At 60.5% G+C, this 15,453-nt stretch carries 17 protein-coding genes; 12 read left to right on the forward strand and 5 right to left on the reverse strand.

Annotated features, from left to right (window positions below):
- Positions 1-28 precede the first annotated feature (28 nt).
- The 8 genes from ACIQAL_RS12430 (at position 29) to rsd (ending at position 7,699) form a co-directional block, all read left to right on the forward strand.
- Positions 29-1,111 (forward strand): sensor histidine kinase, encoded by a 1,083-nt coding sequence (locus ACIQAL_RS12430; RefSeq protein ID WP_341960776.1) that lies wholly within the window; start codon positions 29-31, stop codon positions 1,109-1,111.
- The gene (locus tag ACIQAL_RS12435) at positions 1,108-1,854 is read left to right on the forward strand and encodes a LytTR family DNA-binding domain-containing protein (RefSeq protein ID WP_074754601.1); all 747 of its coding nucleotides are present in this window, start codon (positions 1,108-1,110) and stop codon (positions 1,852-1,854) included. The genes ACIQAL_RS12430 and ACIQAL_RS12435 overlap by 4 nt, the downstream gene beginning before the upstream one ends.
- Before the next feature lie 278 nt (positions 1,855-2,132).
- Positions 2,133-3,074, forward strand: a complete 942-nt coding sequence (gene hemC, locus ACIQAL_RS12440; protein WP_401145657.1) for a hydroxymethylbilane synthase — start codon at positions 2,133-2,135, stop codon at positions 3,072-3,074.
- Positions 3,071-3,844 carry a uroporphyrinogen-III synthase gene (locus ACIQAL_RS12445; RefSeq protein WP_401145660.1) on the forward strand — a complete coding sequence of 258 codons (774 nt, stop codon included), beginning with the start codon at positions 3,071-3,073 and terminating at the stop codon, positions 3,842-3,844. The genes hemC and ACIQAL_RS12445 overlap by 4 nt, the downstream gene beginning before the upstream one ends.
- Before the next feature lie 51 nt (positions 3,845-3,895).
- Positions 3,896-5,038 carry a uroporphyrinogen-III C-methyltransferase gene (locus ACIQAL_RS12450; RefSeq protein ID WP_401145662.1) on the forward strand — a complete coding sequence of 381 codons (1,143 nt, stop codon included), beginning with the start codon at positions 3,896-3,898 and terminating at the stop codon, positions 5,036-5,038.
- Positions 5,035-6,282: a heme biosynthesis protein HemY gene (locus ACIQAL_RS12455; RefSeq protein ID WP_401145665.1), complete on the forward strand. Its 1,248-nt coding sequence runs from the start codon at positions 5,035-5,037 to the stop codon at positions 6,280-6,282. Before ACIQAL_RS12450 ends, ACIQAL_RS12455 begins: the two co-directional genes overlap by 4 nt.
- A 247-nt stretch (positions 6,283-6,529) precedes the next feature.
- Complete coding sequence (locus tag ACIQAL_RS12460; protein WP_401145668.1) at positions 6,530-7,057, forward strand: disulfide bond formation protein B; 528 nt, start codon at positions 6,530-6,532, stop codon at positions 7,055-7,057.
- A 183-nt stretch (positions 7,058-7,240) separates the two neighbouring features.
- Positions 7,241-7,699 carry a sigma D regulator gene (rsd, locus tag ACIQAL_RS12465; protein ID WP_166594283.1) on the forward strand — a complete coding sequence of 153 codons (459 nt, stop codon included), beginning with the start codon at positions 7,241-7,243 and terminating at the stop codon, positions 7,697-7,699.
- Positions 7,700-7,757: 58 nt separating this feature from the next.
- Here the strand turns inward: rsd and ACIQAL_RS12470 are convergent, their stop codons facing one another.
- Positions 7,758-8,435 carry an FKBP-type peptidyl-prolyl cis-trans isomerase gene (locus ACIQAL_RS12470; RefSeq protein WP_166594105.1) on the reverse strand — a complete coding sequence of 226 codons (678 nt, stop codon included), beginning with the start codon at positions 8,433-8,435 and terminating at the stop codon, positions 7,758-7,760.
- A 180-nt stretch (positions 8,436-8,615) separates the two neighbouring features.
- Between ACIQAL_RS12470 and ACIQAL_RS12475 the strand changes: the two genes are divergently transcribed.
- Positions 8,616-9,800 carry an AlgP family protein gene (locus ACIQAL_RS12475; RefSeq protein WP_401145672.1) on the forward strand — a complete coding sequence of 395 codons (1,185 nt, stop codon included), beginning with the start codon at positions 8,616-8,618 and terminating at the stop codon, positions 9,798-9,800.
- On the opposite strand, the gene ACIQAL_RS12480 is transcribed toward ACIQAL_RS12475, so the two are convergent.
- Complete coding sequence (locus tag ACIQAL_RS12480) at positions 9,797-10,264, reverse strand: TIGR02444 family protein (RefSeq protein WP_401145675.1); 468 nt, start codon at positions 10,262-10,264, stop codon at positions 9,797-9,799. The two genes, ACIQAL_RS12475 and ACIQAL_RS12480, sit on opposite strands and share 4 nt — an antisense overlap.
- Before the next feature lie 46 nt (positions 10,265-10,310).
- Between ACIQAL_RS12480 and ACIQAL_RS12485 the strand changes: the two genes are divergently transcribed.
- From ACIQAL_RS12485 to ACIQAL_RS12495, 3 genes are all read left to right on the forward strand, one after another.
- A complete protein-coding gene (locus ACIQAL_RS12485) occupies positions 10,311-12,221 on the forward strand; it encodes an ATP-binding cassette domain-containing protein (RefSeq protein WP_401145677.1) in 1,911 nt (636 codons plus the stop codon).
- On the forward strand, positions 12,221-12,838 hold the full coding sequence (locus tag ACIQAL_RS12490) for a mechanosensitive ion channel domain-containing protein (protein WP_401145680.1): 618 nt from the start codon (positions 12,221-12,223) through the stop codon (positions 12,836-12,838). Before ACIQAL_RS12485 ends, ACIQAL_RS12490 begins: the two co-directional genes overlap by 1 nt.
- 107 nt (positions 12,839-12,945) lie before the next feature.
- Positions 12,946-13,572 (forward strand): LysE family transporter, encoded by a 627-nt coding sequence (locus ACIQAL_RS12495; protein ID WP_401145683.1) that lies wholly within the window; start codon positions 12,946-12,948, stop codon positions 13,570-13,572.
- Positions 13,573-13,702: 130 nt separating this feature from the next.
- On the opposite strand, the gene ACIQAL_RS12500 is transcribed toward ACIQAL_RS12495, so the two are convergent.
- From ACIQAL_RS12500 to ACIQAL_RS12510, 3 genes are read right to left on the reverse strand one after another with little or no spacing between them, the layout of a single operon-like run.
- Positions 13,703-14,446 carry a penicillin-binding protein activator LpoB gene (locus tag ACIQAL_RS12500; RefSeq protein WP_401146210.1) on the reverse strand — a complete coding sequence of 248 codons (744 nt, stop codon included), beginning with the start codon at positions 14,444-14,446 and terminating at the stop codon, positions 13,703-13,705.
- Between the two features lie 2 nt (positions 14,447-14,448).
- On the reverse strand, positions 14,449-15,039 hold the full coding sequence (lpoB, locus tag ACIQAL_RS12505) for a penicillin-binding protein activator LpoB (protein ID WP_401145685.1): 591 nt from the start codon (positions 15,037-15,039) through the stop codon (positions 14,449-14,451).
- A gap of 35 nt (positions 15,040-15,074) precedes the next feature.
- Positions 15,075-15,446, reverse strand: coding sequence for a YcfL family protein (locus ACIQAL_RS12510; protein ID WP_401145687.1), 372 nt, complete (start codon positions 15,444-15,446; stop codon positions 15,075-15,077).
- Positions 15,447-15,453 lie beyond the last annotated feature (7 nt).

Consider the following 15,453-nt stretch of genomic DNA (forward strand, 5'->3'; position numbering starts at 1 on the left):
CCGGGGTGCGAGCGCAGAGACTGGGCCCATGCAAACCGAGCGCAACAAACCGGGCCAGAGCGCTTCTCCCGGCAAAGAGTTCTTCCTTCCGGAACTGTGCCTGCCTCAGGCGCTACTGGTGCTGGTCGTGCTCGCCGAGCTGCTGGTGCTGGTCCTGGTGCTGGTGGAGCCGATGCATCCAGGCTTCGACTGGGTACGGCTGGCGCTGATTTCACTGTTCGTGCAGTGGATCGTGTTGCTGTCGGCGGCGCTGCTGTGCGGTTTGCGCCCTTGGTTGGCGCGTCTGAAACCCGGCGTGGCAGGCGCGATGGGCTGCTTGCTGGTGGTGGCAGTCACGCTGGCTTGCACGGCCGTGACTGACTACTGTCAGTTGGACGGAGCCTTGCCGGTCGACAGCGACATCGAACGCTACCTTCGTTATTCATTGATTGCGCTGATCATGTCGGCGCTGATGTTGCGCTACTTTTACTTGCAGAGTCAGTGGCGCAAACAGCAACAGGCCGAATTGCGAGCCAGGATCGAGTCTTTACAGGCCCGCATCCGGCCGCACTTTCTGTTCAACACGCTCAACAGCATCGCGAGTCTGGTCACCAGCGACCCGCTCAAGGCCGAGCAGGCGGTGCTGGATTTGTCGGACCTGTTCCGCGCCAGTCTGGGCAAGCCCGGCAGCCTGACGACATGGGGGGAAGAACTGGAGTTGGCCAGACGTTATCTGTCGATTGAGCAATATCGACTTGGCGAGCGTCTACAGTTGGACTGGGACGTCAGCGCAATTCCCGACGACTTGCCGATTCCCCAGCTAACCTTGCAGCCATTACTTGAGAACGCGTTGATCTATGGCATCGCTCCCCGTGTGGAGGGTGGCGTGGTCAGGGTCGAGGCGAACTACGAACGGGGAGTATTTATATTGCGCGTCAGTAATCCCTATGACGAAGTCGCCCTCCGGCAGACTTCAAGCGGCACTCAGCAGGCCTTGGCAAACATCGGCGCTCGAATCACGGCACTTTTTGGCCCTCTCGCGAGTCTGAGCGTGGAGCGCCGTGACGGTCGTCACTTCACCTGTCTACGCTATCCTTGTGCGAGACTCACGCAGGAAGCCAGAGCAATATGAATGTCCTGATCGTTGATGACGAACCCCTAGCCCGTGATCGCCTGAGCCGTCTGGTTGGCGACCTTGAGGGTTACCGGGTCCTTGAACCCAGCGCCACCAATGGCGAAGAAGCCTTGACGCTGATCGATAGTCTGAAGCCCGACGTGGTTTTACTCGACATCCGCATGCCGGGCCTGGATGGTCTGCAGGTTGCGGCCAAACTATGCGAACGCGACACACCACCAGCCGTGGTTTTTTGCACGGCTCACGACGAGTTTGCCCTGGAGGCATTTCAGGTCAGCGCCGTGGGGTATCTGGTCAAACCGGTGCGTCCTGAAAACCTGCTTGAAGCACTGCGCAAGGCCGAGCGCCCGAACCGCGTGCAACTGGCGGCGATGACCCGTCCGGCCGCCGAGAGCGGGAACGGCCCACGCAGCCACATCAGTGCTCGCACCCGCAAGGGTATCGAGCTGATTCCGCTGGACCACGTGATCTATTTCATCGCGGACCACAAATACGTGACCCTGCGCCATGAAGATGGTGAGGTCCTGCTCGATGAACCGCTCAAGGCGTTGGAGGATGAGTTCGGGGATCGCTTCGTGCGCATCCACCGCAATGCGCTGGTGGCTCGCGATCGCATCGAGCGTTTACAGCGCACGCCTTTGGGGCATTTCCAGTTGTTCCTCAAGGGGCTTAATGGCGATGCCTTGATCGTCAGCCGCCGGCACGTGGCCGGTGTGCGCAAGATGATGCAGCAGCTGTAGCTCGTGTCTGTCTGGCGTGTGGGGATCTTCTGTGGGAGCGAATTTATTCGCGAAAAATAGTCCAGGCGACAACGATGTGTTGAATGTACCGCCGCTTCGCGAATGAATTCGCTCCCGCAGGTCTATGTGCAGTGAGGCGAGCAGTGGAAAGCGACACGCCGTCGCATGGCTTCCGTGCATCGATTGAGAACATGATGCGAGCAGATTGACGACAGTCATTCGGCCCGATTGGGCCGAGCTGTTATTATCCGCCGCATTCACTCAGTACGGATTGATCCATGTCCACTCGCGAAATCCGCATCGCTACGCGCAAAAGCGCGCTGGCACTCTGGCAAGCCGAATACGTCAAGGCTCGCCTGCAGGAAGCTCACCCCGGTCTGACTGTAACGCTGGTGCCAATGGTGAGCCGGGGCGACAAGCTGCTGGACTCACCGCTGTCGAAAATTGGCGGCAAGGGCCTGTTCGTCAAAGAGCTGGAAACCGCGCTGCTGGAAAACGAAGCGGACATCGCCGTTCACTCGATGAAAGACGTGCCGATGGATTTTCCGCAAGGCCTGGGTCTGTTCTGTATCTGCGAGCGCGAAGACTCTCGCGACGCATTCGTCTCCAACACCTTCGCCAGCCTCGATGAGCTACCAGCGGGCAGCATCGTCGGCACGTCGAGCCTGCGTCGTCAGGCGCAATTGTTGGCGCGGCGTCCCGACCTGAAAATCCATTTCCTGCGTGGCAACGTCAACACGCGTCTGGCCAAGCTCGACGCGGGCGAATACGACGCGATCATTCTGGCAGCCGCAGGCCTGATTCGGCTGGGCTTCGAAGACCGCATCACGTCCGCGATCAGCATTGAACATAGCCTCCCGGCAGGCGGGCAGGGCGCCGTCGGCATCGAGTGCCGCAGCGTCGACACTGAACTGCACGCTCTGCTGACTCCGTTGCACCACACCGACACCGCTTTGCGCGTCACCGCCGAGCGGGCGCTGAACAAGCACCTCAATGGTGGCTGCCAAGTGCCTATCGCCTGTTACGCCGTACTGGAAAACGACCAGTTGTGGCTGCGTGGCCTGGTGGGCGATCCGGCCGGCAGTGTGCTGTTGCACGCCGAGGCCCGTGCACCCCACGCTGATGCCCAAGCGTTGGGCGTGCAGGTTGCTGAAGCGTTGTTGGCACAGGGCGCCGCAAAAATTCTCAAAGCAGTCTACGGCGAGGCGGACGAGGAGTGACGGGCTGGCGCCTGCTGCTGACGCGGCCAGCCGAAGAGTCGCAGGCGTTGGCCGAGACCTTGGCGCAAGCGGGCGTTTTCAGCGCCAGTCTGCCGTTGCTGGACATCGAACCGTTGCCGGTCTCGGAAGAAAATCGCTCGATCATTTACGACCTCGCGGCCTACTGCGCGGTGATCGTCGTCAGTAAGCCAGCCGCGCGACTGGGGCTGGAAATGGTCGACGAAATCTGGCCGCAGCCGCCCATGCAAACGTGGTTTACCGTCGGCGCCGCCACCGCGCAGATTCTCGACGACTACGGCCTTCGCGTGTTCTTTCCCGAACACGGCGACGACAGCGAAGCGCTGCTTGATTTGCCTCAGCTTCAAGACGCCATTTCCGGTTACGACCCCAAGGTGCTGATCATGCGCGGCGAAGACGGCCGCGAATTGTTGGCCGAGCGCTTGCGCGAACGAGGTGTTAGTGTCGATTATCTGCCGCTGTACCGCCGCAACCTGCCGCAATACCCGGCGTCCGTCTTGCCACAGAGGGTGGCGGCGGAACGCTTGAACGGGCTGGTGGTCAGCAGTGGACAGGGTTTTCAACATCTGCGTGATTTGGCGGGCGATGCATGGCCGTCCCTGGCGCAGATGCCTTTATTCGTACCGAGCCCTCGGGTCGCTGAACTGGCGCGTGAAGCCGGGGCTCTGACCGTAGTGGACTGCCGTGGCGCCAGCGCTTCGGCCTTGCTGGCAGCGTTGCGGGCTCAGCCTGCACCTGCCTCTCAGGCGTAATGATCGACGGGTCGGATTACGCGATTACGCCCAAATGCAAAGGATGGATACGTGAGCGAAACAGTCTTGCCAAAAGATGACGTTGAACCGGTACTGGTCAAACCTGAGCCGCTGCCTGATTCCGCGCAAAAAGAACCTTCTCCCCGCCGTTCCAGCAACGGGCTGGCCGTTTTGGCACTCTTGTTGGGTGCGGCAGGCGTGGCGGTCGGTGGCTGGAGCGTGTGGCAACTGCGCGCGATCCAGGCCGGTCATCAGCAGCAGTCAGGGGAGCTGCAGGACCTCGGTTCGCAAACCCGCTCCCTCCAGCAAAGCGAGCAGCAATTGTCGGCACGTCTGGCGCAACTGCCGCCTGCGCAGGAGCTTGAAGACCGCCGCCGTCTTGTCACTCAATTGCAGGGCGATCAGCAGCGTTTGAGCCAGCGCGTCGAGACAGTGCTGGGCGCGAGCCGCAAGGATTGGCGTCTGGCCGAGGCTGAGCATCTGCTGCGTCTGGCAAGCCTGCGGTTGTCTGCGCTGCAGGACATCAACAGTGCCCAGGCGCTGGTGCAGGGTGCCGACGAAATTCTGCGCGAACAGGATGATCCGGGCGCCTATGCCGCACGTGAGCAGTTGGCGAAGAGCCTGGCGGCCTTGCGCAGCGTCGACCAACCGGACCGCACCGGGCTGTTCCTGCAACTGGCCGCCCTGCGCGATCAGGCCCTTCAATTGAACGCGCTGGCGCCGGAATACAAAGACAAAGGCGAGTCGCTGCTGGGCCTGACCGATGGCAGCGAAGACAGCTACTGGGCGAAATGGTGGGACAAGATTTCCCAATACATCCGTCTCGACTTCCACGCCGACAAAAACATTCGTCCGCTGTTGGCGGGCCAGAGCCTGACCCAAGTACGACTGGCGTTGAGCCTGACGCTGGAGCAGGCGCAGTGGGCCGCGCTCAATGGTGAGCAGCCGGTTTACGCCAAAGCCGTTGCCGAAGCGCGTAGCGTGCTGGACGCCAACTTCAATCAGGACAACCCACAAAGCAAGATGCTGGGCGAGCGTCTGGACGAACTCGCCAAACAGCCTGTGGCTGTCATCACGCCTGACCTGACGCAGAGCCTGAGCTCCGTGCAAGCCTACTTAGAGCAGCGCCACACCCCGGTGGGCGGAGCATTGGGGCAACCTGCTGAAGGGGCGCAGCCGGGGAGCAAACCATGAAGCGCGGCTATGTGATCGTCTTCGTCCTGATCGTCGTCGCGGCATTGGTCGGCCTGGCGATTTCCCGTCACGCCGGTTACGTGCTCATCGCCTATGACACCTTCCGCTACGAGTCGAGCCTGTGGGCCGCCTTGGCGCTGTTGGTCGCCATTGTGATCCTGGCCTGGCTGGTGCGGGGTCTGATACGGCTGCTGACGACCTCGGGCGGTGTGGTCAATCCGTGGTCGCGCCGTAACCGCAGCCGTCGTGCGCAGATTGCTATCGAGCGTGGCCAGATGGACCTCGCCGAGGGGCGTTGGGCCAGCGCTCAGCGCCACCTGCACCGCGCGGCGGAGGCTGAACCTCAACCGCTGCTGTATTACCTCGGTGCCGCCCGTGCGGCGAACGAGCAAGGCCGTTATGAGGAGAGTGACAACCTGCTTGAACGCGCCCTTGAACGTCAGCCTCACGCCGAGCTTGCGATTGCCCTGAACCATGCTCAGTTGCAGCTCGACCGTGGAGACAGCGACGGTGCGTTGAGCACACTGCAGGCGATGCACGAACGTCATCCGCACAACCCTCAGGTGTTGCGTCAGTTGCAGCGTCTCTATCGTCAGCGCGGCGAATGGTCTGAGCTGATTCGACTGATGCCTGAGCTGCGCAAGGACAAGGTGTTGCCTGCGCAAGAACTGGCTGAGTTGGAAAAGCGCGCGTGGGGCGAGAACCTGTCGCTGGCGGCTTATCGCGGAAACGATAGCGAGACGGGTCCGGCGGGTCTGCCTGCTCTGGAAACGGCTTGGCAGCAACTGACCTCGGCTCAGCGACAAGAGCCAGCGTTGATCCTGGCGTACGCCGAGCAACTGCGTCGCCACGGCGCTGACGTGCAAGCCGAAGAGGTGCTGCGCAACGCAATGAAGCGTGACTACAACAGTCATTTGGCGAGACTCTACGGTCTCGTCCGAGGGAGTGATCCCGGCAAGCAATTGCAAACGGCGGAGGGCTGGTTGAAGCAGCACTCAGACGATCCTGGCCTGTTGCTGACGCTGGGGCGCCTCTGTTTGCAGAGCAGCCTGTGGGGCAAGGCGCGGGATTATCTTGAAGCGAGCCTTAAGCTACAACGCAATCCCGAAGCCTGCGCCGAGTTGGCACGGTTGCTCGGTCAGTTGGGGGAAACCGACCGCAGCAATCTGTTGTTTCAGGAAGGCTTGGGCTTGTTGGACGAGCGTTTATTGGCGCGACCGCTTCCCGCACTCGCGCGCGCCTGATCCTCGGCAGGTTTGCCGCAAAAGGCCCGCTCTGCGGGCCTTTTTGTTGGGTTGTCGCCAATTCGTGTAGGGCGTTTCTCAAAATGCGACAGGATTTTTTCTCGCTTGATGCCAGTTAGCGTAAATTCCTATTTGTGTGGTCGGTAAATCCTTACTCACGCTAAGAAATATCCTCCTCTGGTTGCCTTGAAAGCGAGTCTCGCTTTCCTCTACCGTAACCGCCTTCGTCTTTTGTTACGGATTTTCCATGCATCTGGCCCGCACCCGCACCCTGTTCTTTCTGGCGTTTATCGCCTGTGCGTTGATCGTGTGCGCGACGTTTTATCTGGAACGTGTGGTGGGAAATGCCCCATGCCCACTCTGTTTTGCTCAGCGCGTGCTGTTGCTCAGTTGCTCGGTCGTTTGTCTGGTGGCTACGGTCCACGCGCCTCGCGCGCTCGGTTGGCGTATCTATTCCGGCGTTCTTCTGCTGGCTTCCTTGACGGGAGCGGGGCTGGCTGGGCGGCAGGTCTGGCTGCAGGCCTCACCGCCTGAAAACCCCGCCGCTTGCCTGGTCAACCTCCAATATCTGCTCGATACCCAGCCTTGGCTAAAGGTGTTGGCCATGATTTTCGCAGGCCACGCCGGATGCTCGGAAATCACTTGGTCGTTGTTCGGCATCAGTCTTCCGGAGTGGAGCCTGCTGGCATTTTCGGGTGTTGCGCTGTTTGCGATGTATTACGCGTTCATCGAATTTTGCCGATTCAGATCAATGGATACGGACATGACAGATTAAACACTTGTATGAACTTTATCGTCTGCGTACCTTGAAGGCCTGGTCGCACGGGCATAATCTGGCCCGCACGCGTCATCGGAATAATGCTGCTGTCGACGTATTTCAGAGCCGGTTTTCATACGCATCCGGCCGTATCGCCAAGCGATTACAGGCAGCATGCCCCTGAAGGGAAGAGAGAACATCATGCTCGAAAGTTGTCAGAACGCTCAGGAACGCTGGGGTGGGGTTCACAAGCTGATTGATCGTTGGTTGCTGGAGCGCAACGAACTGATCAAGGCTTACGATGTTCTAGGTGCAGAGCCGAACGCGTTGTCTGAAACCACGAAGCAGCTGCAGGAATTTTGCGGCACGCTCGTCGACTATGTGTCGGCCGGTCATTTTGAAATTTATGAGCAGCTGACAGGCGAAGCCAAGGCGTTCAATGACCAACGCGGGCTTGAGTTGGCGGACACCCTTTACCCTCGCATCGATGTGATCACCGAGAAGCTGCTGGCTTTCAATGATCTGTGTGATGAAGGGAAGTGCGTGGCGGAGAAGTTCAAGGAGCTGGGTGGTTTGCTCCATGAGCGTTTCGAGCTGGAAGATTGCCTGATCGAAGTGCTGCACAACGCGCACAAAGAACAGGACGCGGTTCAGGCCTGATTCGGTTCAGGTTAAAAAAGGGCGCCATCGAGGCGCCCTTTTTTATTGCGTGGGGGTTCTACTGAGAGACCGCCAGCAGTTCGATCTCGAACACCAACGGGGTGTAGGGATCGATCAGGTCGCCTGCGCCCTCTGCGCCGTAGGCTTGTGCGGAAGGGATCACCAGTCGCCATTTCGCACCGACCGGCATGTCCACCAACGCGGTGGTCCAGCCCGCGATGACGCTGTCCAGACGGAACCATTGAGGCTGTTGGCTCTGATCGAAGATCGTGCCGTCAGGCAGGCGTCCGACGTATTTCACTTGGACGCGGCCATTGATATCGGGCTTGGCACCGCTGCCGGGCGTCAGTTCGGTCATCAGGATGCCGTCGGCCAACTGGCGAACGCCAGGCTTGGCTTTTTCGGCGTCCATGAATTTGCGTTCTTCTTTCAGCGCGGCTTCGGTCTGGGGTTCGGACTGGCCGGAATTTTCCGCTTGCGCGAGCGCCGCATCGTGATCGCTGAGGATCTGCTCCATGCGCTCCGGCTTGATGGCGAGCGGCTTGTTTTGATACGCCTGTTGCAGGCCTTCGATCAGCGCAGGCAATTGCAGGTCCGGCGCCTCCTGGCGCAGCCGTTCACCCAGGCTCGCACCCAGGCTGTACGACAGATCGTGGGCGTTGTCGGAAGCGGGAGCGTCGGTCGCGTGGGCAAGGTTTACCAAGAGGAACAACGACATTAACAAATAGCGCGACATGAATGCTCTCCGGCCTGGGAAGTGGCGATTATGCCAGCGCCGGCTGCCAAATGTGATGACGATGTGAAGGGATTTTGGCCGAACTGCAACAGAGCCCGATTTGTAGTGTCAAGATGCCCTAGCGGCGGTGCGGGCAGAGGTCTAGTATGAGCCGCATTCAAATCAGCCAGGAGGTAAGTCATGTCGGCCACCAAGAAGCCAGTAAACACTCCGTTGCATTTGCTCCAACAGCTTTCGAGCAGCTTGCTCGAACACCTTGAAGATGCCTGTTCCACAGCGTTGGCTGATGCCGAGAAATTGCTCGCCAAGCTTGAGAAACAACGCGGCAAGGCGCAGGAAAAACTGCACAAGTCCCGCATTAAATTGCAGGACGCCGCTGCCGCTGGCAAAGCCAAGGCGCAAACCAAGGCGAAAGGCGGCGTCGCGGAGCTCGAAGCTCTGCTCGACGCGTTGAAAGATCGTCAGACCGAAACGCGCGCCTACATTCTCAACCTCAAACGCGATGCCCAGGAAAGCCTCAAGCTGGCGCAAGGCGTGGGTCGTGTGAAAGAAGCGGTAGGCAAAGCATTGAGCGATCGTGCAGCCAAGGCACCCGCTAAAGTGACCAAACCTGCTGCTAAAGCGGCTGCCAAACCTGCCGCGAAGGCTCCGGCGAAAGCGCCTGCCAAGGCCGCTGCTAAACCAGCCGCCGCTGCCAAGCCCGCTGCGAAAACCACTGCTGCCAAGCCCGCCTCTGCGAAAGCGCCTGTGAAAGCTGCCGCTGCGAAGCCAGCTGCGAAAACCGCCGCTGCTAAACCGGCTGCCGCCAAAGCGCCGGTTGCTGCCAAGCCAGCGGCTAAGCCAGCTGCCAAGGCTGCGAGCAAACCTGCTGCAAAACCCGCCGCGAAAGCACCTGCCGCTGCGAAGGCGCCTGCTAAAACTGCAGCCGCAAAACCTGCTGCCAAACCTGCGACCGCTGCTGCCAAGCCGGCTGCTAAAGCTCCGGCTGCAAAAACTGCCCCTGCCAAGCCAGCGGCTAAAGCTCCAGCTGCAAAAGCTGCCGCCGCCAAGCCAGCGACTGCCGCTGCCAAACCGGCCGCCAAGCCAGCGACTGCCGCTGCCAAACCGGCCGCTAAGCCCGCCGCTGCCAAGCCCGCTGTCGCCAAACCAGCCGCTGCGAAACCAGCCGTGAAGCCAGCGGCCAAACCTGCCGCCGCGAAGCCTGCTGCGAAACCAGCGGCCAAGCCTGCCACTCCGGCAGCGGCTGCGAAGCCCGCGACTTCGGCTCCAGCAACGTCCGCTTCGACCACGCCAGCCGCTCCTGCTGCGCCGACCGCGCCAGCGGCTACGCCAGCGACCGGTTCGACGTCGAACAGCGCGTCCTAAGTAAGATCCTCACCGACGCGTTGCAGCACGTGCAGCGCGTTGGGAGCTTCTTTTCCAGCGTTACCCGCGAGCGCATTCAGCCAGACAGCCGCATGCTCCGCGTCATGCTCAGGCCAGTCCTGAATCAGCCGCTGCAATCGCACCAGCAATTCCCGCTCGGCATCCAGCTCCAACCCCTTCACACGTTCCCGTAGCGCACTGAGTTCTTCGTCCGTCACTGCGGCGGCTTTCCATTGCGTACGCACAGCCCGTAGCGGCCCAACAACCTGGTCGTGCCAAGGCGTAGCCAATTGTCTGATTTCCTCTGCCCGTTGCGGATTGAACGAGATGTTGCGCTGATCCAGCCAGACGCCACACAGCAAGGCGCAGACGTTGCCGCCCTTGGCCTGCAGCGCCAGACACGCCTGCTCGACGCCCGGTCGGGCATAGAAATCGAGGGTGAAACTCCAAAGGTCGGAAGGCATAGTCATCTACCTGTTTTGGACGAAGCTGGTAGACTCCGCCGCCATTATGATCAGACTTCAAAGCCTTACCTTACAGCGTGGTCCGCAACGTCTGCTAGAAGACGCCGAGCTGACCCTGCACGCTGGCCAGAAAGCCGGCCTGATCGGCGCCAATGGCGCCGGCAAATCCAGCCTGTTCGCTTTGCTGCGGGGTGAACTGACCCCCGACAACGGCGACTGCTCGCTGCCCGCCGATTGGCGCATCGCGCACATGCGCCAGGAGGTCGATACCCTCGAACGTCTGGCCGTGGACTATGTGCTCGATGGCGACCTGCGTCTGCGTCAGGTGCAGCACGACTTGGCAGCGGCCGAGGCCGCCCACGACGGCGCGGCTCAGGCACGTCTGCATTCGGAGCTCGACAGCGCCGATGGCTACACCGCCGACGCCCGTGCCCGCAAATTGCTCGCGGGCCTGGGCTTCACCAATGAGCAGATGGAACGACAAGTCGGCAGCTTCTCCGGTGGCTGGCGGATGCGTCTGAACCTGGCGCAGGCACTGATGTGCCCGTCCGACCTGCTGTTGCTCGACGAACCGACCAACCACTTGGACCTCGACGCCATTCTCTGGCTTGAGGACTGGCTCAAGGGTTATCCGGGCACGCTGCTGCTGATTTCCCACGACCGGGATTTCCTCGACGCCGTGGTCGATCAGATCGCTCACGTCGACCAGAAAAAGATCACGCTCTATCGCGGCGGTTACAGCGCGTTCGAACGTGCCCGCGCCGAACGTCTGGCCCAACAGCAGCAGGCCTACGAGAAGCAGCAAGCGCAGCGTGCGCACATGGAAAAGTACATCGCCCGCTTCAAGGCGCAAGCCACCAAAGCCCGTCAGGCGCAGAGCCGGATCAAGGCACTGGAGCGGATGGAAGAGCTGTCGGCCGCCCACGTCGATTCGCCGTTCAACTTCGTTTTCCGCGAGTCCGACAAGATTTCCAGCCCGCTGCTGGACCTGTCTGACGCACGTCTGGGCTACGGCGACAAAGCCGTGCTGCAGAAGGTGAAGCTGCAACTGACGCCGGGAGCGCGGATCGGACTGCTCGGCCCGAACGGTGCCGGTAAATCCACCCTGATCAAGAACCTCTCCGGCGAACTTGAGCCGTTGAGCGGGCGCTTGGTGAGGGGCGAGAACACGGTCGTCGGTTATTTCGCCCAACACCAATTGGACTCCCTCGACGCCAAGGCCAGTCCGTTGCTGCATTTGCAGCGCATCGCGCCGACCGAGCGTGAGCAGACGCTGCGCGACTTCCTCGGTGGCTTTGACTTCCGTGGTGCGCGTCTGGAAGAGCCGGTGCTGAATTTTTCCGGTGGCGAGAAGGCTCGTCTGGCGTTGGCCCTGATTGCCTGGGACAAACCGAACCTGCTGCTGCTTGACGAACCCACCAACCACCTGGATCTGGAAATGCGCCTGGCCCTGACCATGGCGTTACAGGAATTCAGCGGCGCGGTACTGGTGGTTTCTCACGATCGTCATTTGCTCAAAAGCACGACCGACAACTTCCTGTTGGTCGCCGATGGCGTGGTCGAAGAATTCGACGGCGATCTGGACGACTACACCCGCTGGCTCGCCGATTACCGTCAGCGCCATGCGCCGGTCAGCAACACCCCGGTCAACGCCGACAAGACCGACAAGAAAGCCCAGCGTCAGCAGGCCGCAGCGCTGCGTCAGCAACTCGCCCCGCACAAACGCGAAGCCGAGAAGCTGGAAAAGGAACTCGGCACGGTTCACGAAAAACTGGCGAAGATCGAAGCGGCCCTTGGCGACAGTGCGATCTACGAAGCGGCCAACAAGGACAAGCTGCGTGATTTGCTGGCCGACCAGGCCAAGCTGAAAACCCGCGAATCCGAGCTGGAAGAGGCGTGGATGGAAGCCTTGGAGCTGTTGGAATCGATGCAGGCCGAGCTGGAAGCGTTGTCCTGATGGAGGCGTTGGCGCTACCGGTTCCGGCGTACTGGATCGAGCCGATCCTGATTGGCTTGCAGATTCTGTTGATCCTGCTGATCGGCTACACCTTGCAACGATTCGTCGCGCGTTTCCTGACTCGGATGGCCGAGCGTTATCCGCTGCTGCCACCCGAGCTTTTGGTGATGGTTCGCGGCGGGTTGCGCTGGTTGATCATGGGCACGGCTTTCGTGGCTGTCCTCGGTCGTCTCGGTGTTTCCGCTTCGGTGTTGTGGGCGGCGCTTTCGGGGTTCGTGGCCGTGGCAGCTGTGGCGTTCTTTGCCATGTGGAGCGTGCTGTCGAACCTGCTGTGTGCGGTGTTCATCTTCACCATGGGGCCGTTTCGCATTGGCGATGTGGTCGAACTGGTGGACACCACTGACAAGCCCGGCATCAAAGGCCGCGTGACCGCCATCAACCTGATGTTCACCACACTGGTCGAGCCAGCCGAGTTGGGCGGCACATTGGTGCAGGTGCCTAACAGCCAGTTCTTTCAGAAGTCGATCCGCCGCTGGCGGGGCAACGACGGCATGGCGATCATCTCTGGCGAAAAACGCTCAAGCGACGGGCCCGCGCCGAAATCGCCTCACAGCTGAGTGCAAAACAGCTATTCGTGAATCTGGCGTAACAGTTAGAAATCATTGGTCTTTGGGCCGCGTAAACACTAGGTTAGACGGAGTTTCCGTTCTGCCTGAGGTGCGTCATGTCGCTCGAAACGTGGTTGGCCTTTTTCGCCGCCTGTTGGGTCATCAGTCTTTCTCCGGGGGCCGGTGCCATTGCATCGATGTCCAGCGGTCTTCAATACGGATTCTGGCGCGGTTACTGGAATGCGCTTGGCCTGCAACTCGCGTTGATCGTCCAGATCGCGATTGTTGCCGCAGGCCTCGGCGCCGTGCTGGCGACGTCGGCATTGGCGTTTACGCTGATCAAATGGTTTGGTGTCGCGTACCTGGTGTACCTCGGCGTCAAACAATGGCGCGCCCTGCCAAGCGATCTTTCTGACGATGCGGCTATTCGCCCGATCGGCAAACCGCTGGCATTGGTCACCCGGGGTTTTCTCGTGAACATCAGCAACCCCAAGGCGCTGGTGTTCATGCTCGCGATCCTGCCGCAGTTCATCGACACCCACCTGCCGTTGCTGCCGCAGTACCTGACGATTGGCGTGACGATGGTCACCGTGGATTTGATCGTGATGGCGGGCTACACCGGGCTGGCGTCGAAAGTGTTGCGCGCGCTCAAGACGCCGAAGCAACAGCGCCGAATGAACCGCACGTTTGCCGGTTTGTTCGTGAGTGCGGCGGCGTTTCTCGCGACCCTGCATCGCGCATAAGCCCCGATGCAGCGACCTGTAGGAGCGAATTCATTCGCGATGGGCCGGAACATCCGAAAGAGATCGATTGGATGTACCGCCGCATCGCGAATGAATTCGCTCCTACTGGTGATAGGCGTGGGGCTTACGCTCAACGCAGGATTTTCGGCGCCTCATCACGTGGCAGGTTGTTGCGTGGCGCAGGCTGATCCTGTGAATACTCAACCTCACCACGCAGTTGCTCTCGCAGCTGTCGCGCCACATCCAGTCCGAAGGACTTCGACACTTCCTTCACCACCCGACCCCGATTCGGCGTGACGCGTACGTCATTGCCATTCAACAGCTTGGTGTCCTGACCTTCGCCCATCGCCGTGAACGCCGAGGTGATTTCGAAGGTGCGGGTGTTGATCAGGCTGAAGTCGCCCACCAGCGTGAGGCCCAGCACCGCAGAGTGGGCGTTGGTGTTGGCGATTTCGTTAACGTCCTGACGGAAGTCGATGTCCGACACGGTGCCGAACAGCACGTAATCAGCCCCTTTGAAGTTGCCATTCTTGATGCGCTTGATCACGTCGTATACGTCTTCCTTAGCGCTCGCCGTGTAAGGCGTGCCCTGCACCAGCTGGAACATCCCGGACTTGAGAATCTCGCCCTTGATGTCGCCGCTGAATTTTCGCAGCTCGCTTTGTTCGATGTACGTGGTGCGCGCTTCGTATTCGTTGTAGCTCGACGAGCCGCTGGCACCGTAGCGATTGACCTGAACGTTGGTCTGCGCTGACACCGTGTGGATGTATTCCTCCACCTGTTGCTCGAACGCCAGGTCAGTGACCGCGATTTTCGGTGCGGCCTGGGCGCCGAACGCGCACACCAGACCCAGAATGCCGATCCATGCACGCATCATCAGCGCTCCGTGGTCTTGCGGATTTCTTTCTCGTCCATCCACTCGGCCAGACCGCTTTCGACGTCGATCAATTGCAGGCTGAATTTGTAGAAGACGTCTTTGTAGTCGCTGCTGCGCTTGACGATGGAGCTGATCGAGCCTTCAAGGCGGTATTTGGCCGCGACCATGTTGCCGGTTTTGCTGACCGTAGACTGTTTGTACAGGCCACTCTGGTTTTGCAGCTTCAGTTGATCGACCTGGCTCTGCATGTCGGTATTGTCGCTGGCGAAACGCGCGGTGCCGGACTTCATGAGCTGGGTCTTGATCGACGTGGTGATTTCGCGCGTGTCGATGTATTCGCTGGTCTTGTTCTTCACGTCATAGACCTGCACCACCGGGCGCCCCTGTAAAGTGCCGGACTGCGCCAGTGAGCGGGTCATGCTCTCTGCGATCATTTGCAGGTCGGTGGAGCCGAATTCGTTGGTCACGGTTTCAACAGCCTTGGTGTCGCCGTAGCTGATGTTCTTGCTGCCCAATGTGGGCGAGTTGTTGGCGCAGCCGGTGGCCAGCAGGGCGACGGCAGCGAGCAGAGAAAGGCGAATGAATGGCATGAAAGGGGTCTCTTTTGCTGAGCGAATAAGGGGCATCAAGGGGTTTTGACTTCGAGGCGGAAGTCCGTGGCCCTGGGCACGGGCGCGATGGCGGGGAGGAAACTGCTCTGCGAGCCGTACAGTGTCAGGCTTTTCCAGGTCTCGGGCTCAGCGACCGGGAAGCCGTCATTGCCCAGCCAGGCAAAGCGGTAGTACATCGTCTTGTTGTAGCTGCTGGTGTTGTTCAGCGAGACGTTGACGGTCAGGAAGCCGTTTTCACGGGCGACCCGCATCGGCCCGATGTCGATGTTTTTCAGGTCACCCAAAGCGACCACCTTGCTGGCGGCGCTGCCCGGGGCGGGTGGCGGCGGGGTGGCGCAACCGGCGAGCAACGCCAGGGCCATCAGGGCGCAGATCTTGCGAAGCATGTTGTGT

This window comes from Pseudomonas sp. NPDC088368 (genome assembly GCF_044753445.1).
In the GTDB taxonomy this organism is placed as follows: Bacteria; Pseudomonadota; Gammaproteobacteria; order Pseudomonadales; family Pseudomonadaceae; genus Aquipseudomonas; species Aquipseudomonas bambusae.

Bases quoted from the DNA above. Each gene is read 5' to 3' on its own strand.
- ACIQAL_RS12495 (WP_401145683.1), top strand. From the start codon at position 12,946: ATGTCGCTCGAAACGTGGTTGGCCTTTTTCGCCGCCTGTTGGGTCATC.
- ACIQAL_RS12480 (WP_401145675.1), bottom strand. From the start codon at position 10,264: ATGCCTTCCGACCTTTGGAGTTTCACCCTCGATTTCTATGCCCGACCG.
- lpoB (WP_401145685.1), bottom strand. From the start codon at position 15,039: ATGCCATTCATTCGCCTTTCTCTGCTCGCTGCCGTCGCCCTGCTGGCC.
- ACIQAL_RS12430 (WP_341960776.1), top strand. From the start codon at position 29: ATGCAAACCGAGCGCAACAAACCGGGCCAGAGCGCTTCTCCCGGCAAA.
- ACIQAL_RS12475 (WP_401145672.1), top strand. From the start codon at position 8,616: ATGTCGGCCACCAAGAAGCCAGTAAACACTCCGTTGCATTTGCTCCAA.
- ACIQAL_RS12500 (WP_401146210.1), bottom strand. From the start codon at position 14,446: ATGCGTGCATGGATCGGCATTCTGGGTCTGGTGTGCGCGTTCGGCGCC.
- ACIQAL_RS12510 (WP_401145687.1), bottom strand. From the start codon at position 15,446: ATGCTTCGCAAGATCTGCGCCCTGATGGCCCTGGCGTTGCTCGCCGGT.
- ACIQAL_RS12460 (WP_401145668.1), top strand. From the start codon at position 6,530: ATGCATCTGGCCCGCACCCGCACCCTGTTCTTTCTGGCGTTTATCGCC.
- ACIQAL_RS12470 (WP_166594105.1), bottom strand. From the start codon at position 8,435: ATGTCGCGCTATTTGTTAATGTCGTTGTTCCTCTTGGTAAACCTTGCC.
- rsd (WP_166594283.1), top strand. From the start codon at position 7,241: ATGCTCGAAAGTTGTCAGAACGCTCAGGAACGCTGGGGTGGGGTTCAC.
- ACIQAL_RS12435 (WP_074754601.1), top strand. From the start codon at position 1,108: ATGAATGTCCTGATCGTTGATGACGAACCCCTAGCCCGTGATCGCCTG.
- ACIQAL_RS12485 (WP_401145677.1), top strand. From the start codon at position 10,311: ATGATCAGACTTCAAAGCCTTACCTTACAGCGTGGTCCGCAACGTCTG.
- ACIQAL_RS12455 (WP_401145665.1), top strand. From the start codon at position 5,035: ATGAAGCGCGGCTATGTGATCGTCTTCGTCCTGATCGTCGTCGCGGCA.
- ACIQAL_RS12490 (WP_401145680.1), top strand. From the start codon at position 12,221: ATGGAGGCGTTGGCGCTACCGGTTCCGGCGTACTGGATCGAGCCGATC.
- hemC (WP_401145657.1), top strand. From the start codon at position 2,133: ATGTCCACTCGCGAAATCCGCATCGCTACGCGCAAAAGCGCGCTGGCA.